Origin of the sequence: Gottschalkia acidurici 9a, from assembly GCF_000299355.1 — a bacterium.
Lineage (GTDB): Bacteria > Bacillota > Clostridia > Tissierellales > Gottschalkiaceae > Gottschalkia > Gottschalkia acidurici.
Window position 1 is genome coordinate 2836698 of the sequence record NC_018664.1, and the last position, 14293, is coordinate 2850990.

The 14293-nt window shown below is 28.0% G+C and carries 11 protein-coding genes; 2 read left to right on the forward strand and 9 right to left on the reverse strand.

The features are described 5' to 3' along the window. Nucleotides 1-2: 2 nt before the first annotated feature. Nucleotides 3-2330, forward strand: coding sequence for a M56 family metallopeptidase (locus CURI_RS13480; RefSeq protein WP_014968826.1), 2328 nt, complete (start codon nt 3-5; stop codon nt 2328-2330). Between the two features lie 736 nt (nt 2331-3066). Beyond that, nucleotides 3067-4707 (forward strand): ribosomal protection-like ABC-F family protein, encoded by a 1641-nt coding sequence (gene abc-f, locus CURI_RS13485; RefSeq protein ID WP_014968827.1) that lies wholly within the window; start codon nt 3067-3069, stop codon nt 4705-4707. Nucleotides 4708-4765: 58 nt separating this feature from the next. Here the strand turns inward: abc-f and CURI_RS13490 are convergent, their stop codons facing one another. From CURI_RS13490 to CURI_RS13530, 9 genes are all read right to left on the reverse strand, one after another. Beyond that, a complete protein-coding gene (locus CURI_RS13490) occupies nt 4766-7285 on the reverse strand; it encodes an FtsX-like permease family protein (protein WP_014968828.1) in 2520 nt (839 codons plus the stop codon). A gap of 6 nt (nt 7286-7291) precedes the next feature. Further along, nucleotides 7292-7966, reverse strand: a complete 675-nt coding sequence (locus tag CURI_RS13495) for an ABC transporter ATP-binding protein (protein ID WP_014968829.1) — start codon at nt 7964-7966, stop codon at nt 7292-7294. Nucleotides 7967-8097: 131 nt separating this feature from the next. Beyond that, nucleotides 8098-9165: a sensor histidine kinase gene (locus CURI_RS13500; RefSeq protein ID WP_014968830.1), complete on the reverse strand. Its 1068-nt coding sequence runs from the start codon at nt 9163-9165 to the stop codon at nt 8098-8100. 10 nt (nt 9166-9175) lie between these two features. Further along, nucleotides 9176-9850: a response regulator transcription factor gene (locus tag CURI_RS13505; protein ID WP_014968831.1), complete on the reverse strand. Its 675-nt coding sequence runs from the start codon at nt 9848-9850 to the stop codon at nt 9176-9178. 115 nt (nt 9851-9965) lie between these two features. Further along, a complete protein-coding gene (locus CURI_RS13510) occupies nt 9966-10481 on the reverse strand; it encodes a DedA family protein (protein ID WP_014968832.1) in 516 nt (171 codons plus the stop codon). Between the two features lie 210 nt (nt 10482-10691). Beyond that, nucleotides 10692-12155, reverse strand: coding sequence for a transposase (locus tag CURI_RS13515; protein ID WP_014968833.1), 1464 nt, complete (start codon nt 12153-12155; stop codon nt 10692-10694). 16 nt (nt 12156-12171) lie between these two features. After that, the gene (gene tnpA / locus CURI_RS13520) at nt 12172-12570 is read right to left on the reverse strand and encodes an IS200/IS605 family transposase (RefSeq protein ID WP_014968834.1); all 399 of its coding nucleotides are present in this window, start codon (nt 12568-12570) and stop codon (nt 12172-12174) included. A 299-nt stretch (nt 12571-12869) separates the two neighbouring features. Continuing rightward, nucleotides 12870-13385 carry a hypothetical protein gene (locus CURI_RS13525; RefSeq protein WP_014968835.1) on the reverse strand — a complete coding sequence of 172 codons (516 nt, stop codon included), beginning with the start codon at nt 13383-13385 and terminating at the stop codon, nt 12870-12872. After that, on the reverse strand, nt 13382-14287 hold the full coding sequence (locus CURI_RS13530) for a sensor histidine kinase (RefSeq protein ID WP_014968836.1): 906 nt from the start codon (nt 14285-14287) through the stop codon (nt 13382-13384). Before CURI_RS13530 ends, CURI_RS13525 begins: the two co-directional genes overlap by 4 nt. Between the last annotated feature and the right edge of the window lie 6 nt (nt 14288-14293).

The window sequence follows — 14293 nt, forward strand, 5'->3', positions numbered from 1 at the left end:
ATATGAACATACTTGAAAAGGCTTTACTATGGGTTTTATACTCTTCGCTTATAGCTACTATTATGACAATATTTATATTAGCTATAAAAAAGCTCTTTAAAAATTATCTTAGTCCTAGGCTTCAGCATGTTTTATGGTTTCTGATATTAATAAGACTTCTACTTCCAATATCTATTGGAAGTCCTTTAGACTTAATAGATATTGTATCAGAAAGCTATAAAAACATAATAGATTATGAAAAATCTGATTTATCTCAATCTTTAACTTCTAATGATAGTTTTAAAAAAGATATTAAAGGAGATAGAGCTGATATCATATCTAGATTAAATGATAATAGTGAAGCCAATACCAAGAAGATGTATGAAGAAGACACTTTAAAGAGTAAATTCTTAAAAATAGAAAAACTATTATATGAATTTAAGGAACAAGAAAAAGATTCTATCGAAAAAATAATAAAAATATCTTCATATATATGGATTATTGGATTTAACACTATATCTATATTTGTTCTTTCAATTACTTTAAAATTTAAGAACAATACAAGAGAATTTTATAAAGTTAATAATCCACATATTGAGCATATATTAGAAATATCTAAGGACAAGTTAGACCTAAGTAAAAATATTTCTATTTATTGTAATAGTGAATTTAAAAGTCCCTTTATATATGGAGTTCTAAATCCCAGAATTTATATTCCTAAATATGTTTTAGATATGTCTACAGATCAAGAGTTGCTACATATTATTTTACACGAGCTTGCTCATTACAAAAGAAAAGATTTACTATCTAACTTACTTTCTATATTAGCTATATCTTTTCATTGGTTTAATCCAGTTATATGGTTTGCAATGAAAAAAATGAGAGATGACAGAGAGTTATCGTGTGATGGTTATGTACTAGAGGTTCTTGAAGATCATGAATCTATAGAATATGGAATGACTATATTAAACTTTTCCAAAGTTTTTTTTAATAGTGATTATAGAAACAATCTTAATTTATGCTTTTATGAGAGTAGTACGCAAATTGAAAGGAGAATTATGATGATAAAACATTTTAAAAAAGGTTCATATAAGTTATCTACAGTAAGTGTTATACTTCTTACCTTAGTGGGATCTGCAACACTAGTAGGAGCTGAAGGTAATATAGTAAACTCTAATATAAGTGCATCAGTAAGTCAAAATGTAGGAAAAGAAGATAGTGAAGATTTTAAACTATACTCAGATAAAGAAAATCTTTTATTTAATACTCTAGATAGGGCAAGTGATTTCGTGGATTTTGAATTTAAAGTACCCGATTATTTTCCGCAAGAAACTGAGTTTAACGGAATATCTTTTAATAGAGAGGACAATCTTGTAAATATACGTTTCGATAATTTCGAAGGCATAGGGGTACACTTTGATTTTTTAACTTCAAAAAAAGATATCATCGAGAGTCTTAAAAATACAAGAAACGATATGATAGAGAATGTTAATACTGAAAAAAGAAAAAGCGGTGAACATTCTGAAACTATAGTAGATTATAAAGAAGAACCTTTTAGTATTTCTAATATAAATGGTACAAATTTTACTATAACAACTAGTTCAACTGGAAAACCTAAAGATTCTAAAGAAGTATTAAACGATGCACGCGCGGAGAGATATTTTGTGTGGAAGGAAAAAGATACATGGTATGCAATTCAATATGATCGTTCTTTCGGTGAAGTTATTAGTTTCGAAGATATGGAAAAAATAGTTGCATCATTAAAAAATTCTAAGGATGTATTTAAAGATAAATATAGAACTAAAAATTTTTTTAATATATATGATAAAAAAGACTTAATAACAGCTAAAGAACATCTTAATTTTCTACCTAGTTTTCCTCTAAGTATATCTGAAGACTTTATAGCTATATCATCACAGTTATATATATTTGAACATTCTGAAGGAGAAGTGTCCGATCAAAATGAAGATATATTTTTGAACACAACTTATAGACAGAAAAGTACTCTATCTTTACCTACTAATAGTGGACGTGTACCAACTATCGATTTTAGACAACAGAAAGATGGCTCTAGTTATGAAGCTTTAGAAAAAAATGTGGAAAGTGGCATAGACGATGGAGGTAATTTAAATAATCCTTTATCTTCTAATGAAAGTAAGCGTTCTAAAACAAGCTCGCTAAAAGTAAATAATGTTAAAGTTCTTACCTTTAATATGGTTAATTCTTATGGTCCTGATGATATTGTAGAACATACTTATTATCTATGGAAGCAAAATGATATTTATTATGAGCTTATTATTACAGGTAAAGTGGATAACCATGAAGATATATTAAAATCTTTTATTAAATAATAATTTAAATAATCCATACTCTTAAAATGAAACTTTATAAGAGTATGGATTATTTTACTAAATTTCTCGTTATAATAATGTAAAAATTAAAAAGTCAACAAAACTTCTAGTATCTTATAAAGACGGCTGATGAGATTATTCTACACAGTACTTTAGGAACGCAGTATACAAGTCATAGGTTTGAAAAATATGTATCATTAAAAAACTTTATCCACTCCTTTAGTAGAAAAAGAAATCCGTATAATAATGCATGTATTGAATCCTGGTACAATAGAAAAAGGATTCATAACGCAATTGATTATATGATCCCAAATGCAGTTCATCGAACTGCATAGGTGACAGTATATATTTAGTTAATTTTTTTGTGTCTACAATATTGGCACAAGTCCATATGTATACTATTGACAATACTAGGCAATAGATATATAATGGGTTCAAATTTAAGAAAGGTAAGGTATTTGCGGACATGGATATATAATCTACTTACAATTAACAAGTTTAATAAAATGTTTTTAAATCTTCGTTACGAAGGTTCATTTATTGTGCATTTTATAAAAAATTATGTGAGTGGATAGTTCATTTTCTGTTAAAAACCTTAAAACAAATTTAGAGTAGGAATATACTGATAAAAAACATTTTTATGATTTTCATATTGAAATGTTTTATTCTTGTATACCTATACGTGTTTTTGTTTGCGGTGTAACTATCCTCTCCATTTTAACAGGAGGGGTTTTTTATGTTATTAGTTGAATGTGTAGATATAAAAAAGTATTATTCAGATAGATTAATATTAGATATAGATAATTTAAAAATATATTCAGGCGATAGAATAGGTGTAGTAGGTTTAAATGGTTCTGGTAAAACCACTCTGCTTAATATACTTTGTGGAAAAGTTAAGCCTGAAGAAGGTGATATTAGAGTTCTTACAAACTATAGTTATATAAGTCAATTAGAAGATAGTGACAGATTAGATATTAGTAGTACCTCTGCTAAAAAATTTGGTATAAATAACTTATGGGAAGATTCTATGAGTGGTGGAGAAAAAACAAGATTTAAATTAGCTCAAAGTCTAGAAAAAGGTGCTAATTTAATATTTGCAGATGAACCTACAAGTAATCTAGATATAGAAGGTATAGAGCTACTTGAAAAAAGTCTAGATGAGTTTTTTGAAACAATAGTTTTAGTATCTCATGATAGAGTATTTATGGATAAAGTATGCAATAAAATACTAGAGATAGATAGTGGAAAAATTAAATTTTACAAAGGAAATTATACTGAATATAAAAAACAAAAAGAAATGGAAGTAGAAAGAGCTAACTTTGAATACAATCAATTCCAAGCAGAAAAGAAAAAACTCATTTCTGCTATTGAAGAAACAAAGCACAAAGTTAAAACCATAAGAAAAACTCCATCCCGAATGGGTAACTCAGAAGCGAGACTTCATAAAATGGGAAATCAAAGATCAAAATATAATCTTGATAAATCAGTAAAAAGTCTTCAAAGTAGATTAAACCAAATTGAAGTAAAAGAAAAGCCTAAAGAAATCAGTCCAATTAAATTAGATATTGAAACTAGTTCTCTACACGGTAAAATATTGATTAGTGGCAAAAAAATTTATAAAGCTTTTAATAAAGATACTATATTTTCCAATGCAGAATTTAATATTTATAATGGCTGTAGAGTAGCTTTAATTGGTTCTAATGGTAGTGGAAAAAGTACTTTAATAAAAATGATTATATCAGGTGATAGTGCTATAAGGGCTGCAAATAGAGTGAAAATAGGATATCTCAGTCAGTCTATGGATATTCTAAAAGAAGATTTTACTATACTAGATAATGTAATGGAAAGTAGTATTTATGATGAGACCTTCGCACGAATAACATTGTCTAGACTCCTATTTAAAAGAGATGATGTTTATAAAAAGATTTCTGTATTAAGTGGTGGTGAAAGAGTCAAAGTATCATTTGCTAAAATACTTCTTCAGGATATAAATGTACTAATACTAGATGAGCCTACTAATTATCTAGATATACCTTCTCTAGAAGTTGTAGAAGATACTTTAAAGAATTATAATAAGACACTTATCTTTGTTTCTCATGATAGACAGTTTGTATCTTCTGTAGCTACTCAAATTATGTCTATAGAAAATAAAAAGATTATAGACTTCAAAGGTACTTATGATGAATATTTAGCGAGAAAAGGAAAGAAAACTAGTGCTAATGATTTTGATAAGAACAATGAAATTTTGACTCTTAAAAATAAGCTATCTCAAATAATTGCTAAACTTTCTATACCAAGTAAAAACGATAATATAGAGGAACTTAATAAAGAATATGAATTAGTGTTAAAGCAAATTAGAGATCTTGAAAAAAGATAATATAAAAAAATAGGAATATTCCTTTAAGGAATATTCCTATTTTTTATTATTTTATAAGTTATTCTGCTTCTCTCAATCTTTCTATCATACTAGATTTATCAATACTTGTATAGCATATAATTGGAAGTATAAAAGAAATAATCATAATCATAATTGAGCTGATTAAAGTTGGAATAATTTTAAATGTATATATAAAGTGAGGCATTGGACTTCCTACTGATTTTACTGCTGATTGAACAATGATAGTTCCTATTGTTAAAACAATGAAAACTGTCATTGCTCCATAATAGAGACCCTCATAAATAATCATTTTTCTAAGCTGCTTTTTTGTCATTCCTACAGTCTGTAATAGTGCAAATTCATGTTTTCTTGAAATAATGCTTGTTAACATTGTATTTATAAAGTTTATGACACCAATAACACCAATAATTAAACTTAGCGATAGACCTACAGTAGAAAAACTATTTACAAATCCCTTATACTCATCTACATAATTTGATTTTGGTATATATTCAAGATCTGGTGTACTAGAAACTATAGTTTTCATATAATTCTCTAATGATTCTACTCTTCCATCTTTAGCATAAACTTGAGCACTCATAATTACAGGATTTTCTATAAACTCTGTAAATGAAGACGATGGCATATATACTTTTGCTGTCATGCTCCGAGAGTACTTTACATCGTAAACATATAAGCTTTCTACAACTGCCATTACCTCAAACGTCTCTTCTTTTCCATCTAGTGTGCTTAATGTTATATTGTCTCCAACACTATAATGTTTTTCTTTCCCATCCACTAAAACATACTTCCCCGTTTTAAATTTTTCACTATCAAATTCTCCTTCAATTATATGGTCATCTCTATAAATATCAAACCAACCTTGATCTAAACCATATACTTGAGCATATATTAATTTACTTTCTAGTACATTGTTTATCATTGTTAGCTTATTCTTATCTTCTTTTTCTACTGTGTTTTTTTCCTCTTCAAGTCTTCTTACTTCATCTTCATTTATTTTAGCTTGACCATTATAAAAATATACTCTATCTATCCTATCCACATCGTTATTTTTCTCTATATCATCGCATATTTCTTTAGTTAAAGTTGGCTGTTCATCAAAAACAGTATAGTGAGTATGGTAAGTTGAATTTCCTATAACAAAATCTCCTCTAATGTAGCTTTCTAAATATATGTCCATGTTAAATCCACTAATTAGTGTAACAACAAAGTTTAAAATTATAATACTTAACGATAAAGACATAATAACAGTGATAGTTTTTCTTTTGCTTCTGAGTATATTTGAAAATGCCATTCTATATATCTTCGATCCATTTGTTGAAGACTTGCTTTTTCTCTTAATATCTGTACTTACTCCTGTATATTTAATTGCTTCAACAGGAGAAACCTTAGAAACAATCTTCTCTGGTTTTTTGCAACTTAAAAGTACTGTTATTAATGTAAAAATAATTGATCCTATAAATATAATAGGACTAGATGAAAACGTAATACTATCCTTAGCAAAGTTTCCAGTCATCAAAAACGGCGTTACCTTTGTTCCTAAGAAATATCCTGTAATCAATCCTATTGGAATACCGATTAAGGATAAACTAAATGCTTGTTTTTTTATTATATACTTTAGCTGCTTTGAAGTTGCTCCTATAGTTTTTAAAAGTCCAAAATATCTTATATCTTTTACTACTGATATATAGAATATATTGTATATTAAAAGATATCCACTTAATAAAATTAAAGATAGAGTTATTCCAAACGTTAAAACACTTCTTAAATCAATTATTTTTGTTGTAGTATAAGCCCAATTTACTCCATATCTGTCGTCCCAAGTAACACCTGTTTCATCTGCAATTTTTTTAAGTTTCTGCTCAATGCTCCATGAATTGTCTAGCATAATTTCTAACGCTGTAATTCCCTTATCATTATAATTAGTTAATATAGTTTCTATATCAATACCCTTTATTGATTCTTCTACGAAATCGCGAGATATGTAAGCCATACCTGCTGTTGATAAATTTTTATCACTTTCCCAAAACCCTGAAAGAACAAAGTCTTTCGAATATTTTATTTCATTAATTTCATACTCAAGGTGAACTGTTGATCCTAGTTTATGAGGCACATTAATCATATCAAGAACCCAAGTTGGCATTGCTACCTCATATTTATTTTGAGGTAATTTTCCCTTTATTGGAGTAGAAAATGTAAACTCTGCCCATTTATCATCTGCATATCTAATCTCAACTGCCTTACTTTTAAAAACATCATTAGTTGCCACTGCTAAAAACATAGATCTACCATAATCTTTTACAAGAGGATGTTTTATTAATTTCTCGTATTCATCTTCTGTTAGTCCTTCAAACCCTCCATGTCCTGATGTTCCTATTTGTTTCATAGTTGCAAGTTCCATAGATTTTATAAGATTCATTCCTAATGTAAATATAGAAGTAAATAGCAGTGTAGTGAGTATAATAGCTAATATTGCAAATATATTTCTATTTTTATTAGCTTTTAAAGTCTTTTTAGCTAGTTCTTTTATAGTTGTTTTATTATTATTTTGTAACATAGAAAATTACCCCCTAGTTCCCACAATTTTACCGTCTTCAATTCTTATAATTCGATCTGCCATTTGGGCAATTTCTTCATTATGGGTTATCATAACTATAGTTTGACTAAACTTTTCACTGGTGATTTTCAACAATCCTAATACTTCTTGACCTGTTTTTCCATCAAGATTTCCTGTTGGTTCATCTGCTAATATTATTGATGGTTTAGTTGCCAGGGCTCTAGCTATAGCTACACGCTGTTGCTGTCCTCCAGAAAGATTATTTGCCATATTTGTCTGCTTATCTTTTAATCCTAATGTGGTTATAATTTGATTAATATATTCTTGATCTACTTTATTACCATCGAGCTCTATTGGTAATACAATGTTCTCGTAAACATTCAATATGGGTATAAGATTATAGCTTTGAAATATAAAGCCTATATTTCTACGTCTAAATATAGTTAATTCTTCATCATTCATATTAGATATATCATTATTATCTACTATTACTTTACCTTCTGTGGGTTTATCAAGCCCTCCTAGCATATGTAAAAGTGTGCTCTTACCTGATCCTGAGGTACCTACTATGGCTACAAATTCTCCCTTTTTAATACTGACATCAATACCATCTAATGCTTTCACTATGTTTGATTCTTGTCCATAGTATTTTTTAAGACTTTTTGCTGATAATATGCTCATATAGTTTCTCCCCTTCTAATTAAGTTTCTCTTTATATTCTTATAATAGCAACAAAGTATCTCAAACTAGTCACGAACTAGAACTGAAATATAACAGTTTTGTTACGTAAAAAAGCCGTAGTTTTAAAATAACTACGGCAATTGATTTAATAAAAATATTGAAAAGACTGTTCCTATTCCTTTTTGAGATTTAACTTTTATATATCCACCTTGTTTACTTATAATTTCCCTTGCAAGATATAATCCTACACCTACTCCCTCTTTATCTAAAACTTCTTTTCCTCTATAGAATCGCTTGAATATATTGTTAATATTATTCTCTTCTATACCTATCCCGTTATCTTCAATATCTATTCTAGTAAATATCTCAAAACTCTCTACTTCTATTTTTATAAGCCCTCCACTTTGAGTATACTTTACGGCATTTTCAAGTATATTAGAAATGGCTTCACTGATCCATTTTTTATCATGATGTATCTCAACATCTATATCACAGTTAACAGTAATATCTATATTCTTTTGTTGTGCTTTTATATATATACTACCTAGTGCTTGGGCTATGGTTTCCTCAAGCTTTGAATTTTCTTTGTTTAAAGATATTAATCCTGTTTCAAGTCTAGACATTTTTATAAGTGACTCCATAAGCCACTGAAGCTTTGTAGTCTGTAATTTCATATCGTGTAAGAAATTCTGTTGCTGTTCTCTTGATAAATCTCTTTCTATGAGTGTTTCATTATACATCAAAATATTTGCTATAGGAGTTTTTATTTGATGAGATATATCTGATATAAATGATTTAATATTATTTTGCTCATCAATTATTTTTTGTCTTTGATGACAGGTTAAATCTACTAGTTCTTTTAATTTACTTTCTAGCTTTGATAATAAGCTTTCTTTATTAACTTGAAATTCAATATTATCCTCTTGGGATAATATTTTATCTATAGTAACACACATTCTATCTGAAAATTTTAAAATTTGAGTTCTTATAATATATGTATAGGATATTACTGTAATTAATAATAGCAGAATAAAAATTATTGTTCCAACAAAAAAAGAATTAACCTGTCCTATATTTTGAGAAGATATATTAAGAAAACTATGTAGTCCTAAAAATATAAATAGTATAAATGAAATAGAAAGAGTTAAAAATATGATTCCAAATATTATATAAATTTTCTTATCTGATATTTCCTTCATGTTATATCACCTACCAAATGTAGCCTATACCATAAACAGTTTTAATATATTTAGGCTTAGCTGGATCATCTTCTATTTTATTTCTAAGCCTATTAATATTTACTGTTAGTGCATGTTCATCAACAAAGTTACAATCCTTATCCCATAAGGCCTCAAGTAAAGATTTTCTAGTTAGAACTTGTCCTCTCGATTTTATTAGTGCATTCAAAAGTTTATATTCTGTAGGGGTTAAGATAATGTCCTCATTATTTTTAAATACAGTCATTTTGTCAAAATCAATCTTTAAATTATCTATAATTATTGTATTTAGTGATTCAGTATTCTTTTTATATCTTCTAAGTACTGCTAGTACTCTTTCTCTTAATATGCTTAGACTAAAAGGTTTAGTTATATAATCATCAGCTCCAAGCTTAAAACCTGTAACTACATCAAATTCCATATCACAAGCTGAAAGAAATATTATTCCTATATCATTAGTTTCTCTTATACTTTTACATAAATCAAACCCACTTCCATCCGGTAGATTTACATCTAGTATGGCTAGATCTATGGGAGTTTTACTTAAAACTTCTATAGCTTCATTTATAGAATGTGCCGATATTACTTCAAAATTATCTGCTTGCAAGTTGAAACTTACTCCATTATTTAGTGTATCATCATCTTCTACTACTAGAATTTTTACCATATTATCCTCCTTCCTCTGCTTAGTTTAATGAAGTTGTGTCTAGATAAAATTAGTTTTTAAACAGTAATTACATTGGAAGTCCTTTTTAAATAAAGTACAATGATGTATCCCCTTTCTACGTGATGTTTAAATAACTAAAAACTGCACTTCCAAGAAAGTATCCTGAGAGAATCAAAGCTGTATTCCATATAAAGACTGCAAAAAATAAAAATAAAAGGTATTCTAAAATGTTTATTTTTAGAGCACCAGCTGGTATTGATACAATAGTTCTAATTCCTGGTATAAACATACTAAAAAATACACCTATTGCTCCCTTTTCTTTTAAAAAATCTATCTTTTTTCTTATATATCCTTTCTTTTTTTTATCTTTATAAAACCACTTATCTATTATATGCTTTCCACAGAATCTGCCTAATCCATACAGAATAACACTTCCTATAATACCACCTATAACTGATACTATTATCGCGAGAATAATACTTTGTCCATATTCTTTAACCCAAATTCCTGAAAGTGGCATAATTATCCCTGCTGACAGCCCTGGGGCATTTAAATATTCTAATAAAAATAAAATAAATAAAAATATCATGCCATAATGTAATAAATAGTAATTAATTGCTGCCATATTCATTTAATCGCCTCCACGATAATACTGTAACTCCCACAGCTAAAGCAATGGGGTTCTATCCTACCCAAGTTTCTTTTACACTCTCAGTATCTAAATTAGATATTTACAACATGTGAAAACTAGCTTGTATCAGATAGACTTTCACTAACTAAGCATATTCTAATGAATTACTTTAACGTTAGCATTACGCCCGCTTCAAGACGTTTGTTGATTTTATAAACCCATACTACTTATTAATTTATTTTCACTATTTTTAATTCTTTCGATTTCTTTATCATGTAGTTTTCTAAAATTTTCAAATCTTCTAAAGCACAAATCTCTATCTATTTCTTTTAAATCGTCTTTAACATTCATGATCAAAAATGCACTATACATATCTCTTTGTATTTTATAACTGCTAAAATCATTCCATCTATCACGCAATGTTTTTTTAGTGTATTTATCTTCTATATGACTATATTGCGATGCTCTAACTTTATAGGTATTTACTCCTATCAATACTTCATCGTTCCATTTTAATTTATTATCTAATATAGTTAACAACATTGCTGGTGCTTTATTTGCCAAACTCTTGCCAAATCTTTTCTTTTTATTAACTCTACCAGTTTTCTCATTAACAGTAGTTTCTTTTGCCCTAGCCTGAAGTCCTTTAAAATTCATAGTTTCAACTTTAATTTTATTTCCAAGCCCTAATATATAATTTGCTAATTTTTCATGTGATTGCTTTCTAATGTCAGCTTGTTTCCTTTGTATTTCTCTTAATTCATTTTGTGTTTTGACATATCTATTAGATTTAATCCATTTATCTCTATTTCCACGATTTATAGTGCCATTGTCATTATATTTATCAGGATTATTAGCACGTCTTTGTCTGTCCAACCTTCTATTTAACACTCTTTTTTCTTTCTCTATATTATTAATTTCTGGTGCTAATTCTAGCAATTTAACATCATATTTACTAGCTATGGCTATTGTTTGAGTTCCTATATCTATTCCTACATCTCCCGTTTCTATGCTATTCTTAGCTTGACCACTAGCTTTATTTACCTTAATAGGTGGAACTCCGCCCATAATTAATTGAAGATAGAATTTGTATTTACCACGAATAAATTTTCTAACAACTCTACAATATTTAACTTTATTCTGTAGTGCCATTTGTGCATATTCATCATTCTTTTTTATAATAACTGGTATAGATAGTTTATTCCATTCTAATTTATTATTTACAAATCTAATCCCTGTCTTATTGCTCTTTCCTTCTACACTATTCATTTCATCATATCTTTTAAAGTAAACTCTATTTGCTTTATGAAACATTAATTCTTGAAAAGCACTAAAACACCTAGTAGCTATCTTTTGAGCTGTGAAACTGTCTATATTTTTCTTAAACTTATGTTGCATTGGCTTAATAAAATCGTGGAGTGAATATTCTGTCAAGCCATATTTTTTATTCAGTTCTGAGAATCTCTTGTTTCTATCTTTACCTTTATCCATCCTTGCTACCTTTATATATTCCTTACTCTGCTTCATATATTTATATCTTTTAAATAATTCGCCTAAACAGCTATTATACATTTGTCTTGATATTTCTAATCGCTTATTTAATATATCTTCTTGAAATTTTTCAGTTTTTAACTTCAATGTTAATATAAAATTTGATTTTGTATCACTTGACACAACACTCACCTCCATTCTAATATCTTGTTTTTTGCTCTTCTACATACTTCTTAATATTTTCACTTGATACGCTTCCAGCAGTTGATACAAAATAACTTCTAGTCCATAGGCTAGGCATTTTACTTAATTCTACAAATTCTTCTCTAATGAGCTTACTACTCACTCCTTTTATCTTTTGCATTATGTCAGCTGGGCTTAATGATGGTAGACAATTTAAAAACATATGCGTATGATCTCTATCACATTCTATTGCTATAATTTCTACTTCTAATTTATCACATATGTCTTTAAATATTTCTTTAAATCTAATTTCTACATTTTGTATATCGAATATCTTCCTTCTATATCTAGGACAGAATACAAAATGATAATTAATTAATGATACTGTTGTTTGAGTCATTCTATAATTTTTCATAATATAACTATATATTAATATGTGTATGTATCCAATGGTTTTATACACACACTTTTAATTATTATGCATTTTGAAAGATTAAAAGAAGGCTATCCATCCCACGCCTGAAGGAGTGGGTTTTCCGCTAAGGCTTGTAATTCTTGATACGGAGTTATTCTGAATATCTAATCTAATATTAGTATAATCACTATTAAAGCTATACCTACAGAAATAGTTCCAAATATATTTCCTATAACCCTAGACAAAGATTTATCCTTAATAATACTTCACCTCTTTTATATTAAAACTAAAAATCCTAATTATTTCATTAAAGATTCATCAAAGCGAATAAGCTCAACTTTATTGTCCACCATCCAGAACTCAATAGAACAGCTTTTTTCTTTATCAATATATCCGATTATATCCATTCCTTGTTCTCTACGGTAGTAACTATCATTCCCATATGCACTTCTTATATCTGTATCATTATTACCAATCTTTATACCTTTACTTGTTTTTAACTCATCATCTGTAGCAATAACTCTCAAAATTTCATCTTCACTATTTACAGCAACTTCAATCCCTTTTCTTAAATTAAAGTAGTTATAATCAACAACATCTCTACTTTCTTTCATTTTATCTCCGTATTTTGATATTATTTTGCTACTACGAATATTATCATGTAGTCTTAAATCTTCAATATTTTCTTCACTCAAGTCTGTAGATTCTGCAAGTATATGATGAGTACCTCTTCCAAGATTAGGTTTGATTATGGAGTTAAAAAGTATACTTATAAAAATTGATATTATGGCAATAAAAATAATGCGATTTCTCATAAGTACCTCCACTCTATTTTTATACTAATTTTATTATCTATCAACTCCACATATATCTTATGTCCCATTTGCTCAACTAGCTGTTTCGTTATAGCAAGACCTATTCCTGTACTTTGTCCGCTTCTTGTACGATCCACTGTAAATGAACGATCAAATATATGACTAACGTCTTCTTTATTTATTAATCCTACAGTATCATTTGTAAAATCCATTATGATAACATCTTTATGTTGTTCTAGTGATATATCTATAATCTTATCCCCGTACTTGATCATATTTTGTATTAAATTTGCAATTACTCTTCTTACCGCATTCTCATCCCCAATAATTGATGGTACTTTTTCATCGATTTTAATAGCAGGATCTATTCCTTTATCTTGAAATTCATTATAAAATGCAGCCATTACATCACATAGCATGTTCGATATATTTATCGACTTAAGACTAAATTTATATTCGTTTGCCTCGAGTCTAGATAATTCATAAAAATTAGATATTAGTACTTCTAAAGACTCTGTTCTCTTCTTAACTATAGATATATATTGTGACTTTTCATCACTAGACAATGTGCTGTCTTCTATAAGCTGTATATATCCCTTTATAGAAGTAAGAGGAGTTCTTAGATCATGAGATATATTTACTATAGCTTGTCTAAGTTCTAAATCCATCTTCTTATACTTAGCTTCTATTTTCTGTTTTTTCTCTAAAAACTTATTTATCTCTAAAGCTAGTTTTTCTAATTCTTTATTTGGCATAGAAATTAGTAACTTTGAATTAGTTCTACTTTCATTTATTTTTTCAAGTTGATTACTTATGCTTTTAATTTCTCTTTGTTGTAAGAAATAAAAGGCGACAAATATAGCTAATGCCCCTATTAAAAAAATAATAATTAAGTTCTCCATAAATGC

Excerpts from the sequence above, each read along its gene's own strand:
- CURI_RS13530 (WP_014968836.1), bottom strand. The coding sequence starts at position 14,287 with ATGGAGAACTTAATTATTATTTTTTTAATAGGGGCATTAGCTATATTT.
- tnpA (WP_014968834.1), bottom strand. The coding sequence starts at position 12,570 with ATGAAAAATTATAGAATGACTCAAACAACAGTATCATTAATTAATTAT.
- CURI_RS13480 (WP_014968826.1), top strand. The coding sequence starts at position 3 with ATGAACATACTTGAAAAGGCTTTACTATGGGTTTTATACTCTTCGCTT.
- CURI_RS13510 (WP_014968832.1), bottom strand. The coding sequence starts at position 10,481 with ATGAATATGGCAGCAATTAATTACTATTTATTACATTATGGCATGATA.
- CURI_RS13525 (WP_014968835.1), bottom strand. The coding sequence starts at position 13,385 with ATGAGAAATCGCATTATTTTTATTGCCATAATATCAATTTTTATAAGT.
- CURI_RS13500 (WP_014968830.1), bottom strand. The coding sequence starts at position 9,165 with ATGAAGGAAATATCAGATAAGAAAATTTATATAATATTTGGAATCATA.
- CURI_RS13490 (WP_014968828.1), bottom strand. The coding sequence starts at position 7,285 with ATGTTACAAAATAATAATAAAACAACTATAAAAGAACTAGCTAAAAAG.
- CURI_RS13505 (WP_014968831.1), bottom strand. The coding sequence starts at position 9,850 with ATGGTAAAAATTCTAGTAGTAGAAGATGATGATACACTAAATAATGGA.
- CURI_RS13495 (WP_014968829.1), bottom strand. The coding sequence starts at position 7,966 with ATGAGCATATTATCAGCAAAAAGTCTTAAAAAATACTATGGACAAGAA.
- abc-f (WP_014968827.1), top strand. The coding sequence starts at position 3,067 with ATGTTATTAGTTGAATGTGTAGATATAAAAAAGTATTATTCAGATAGA.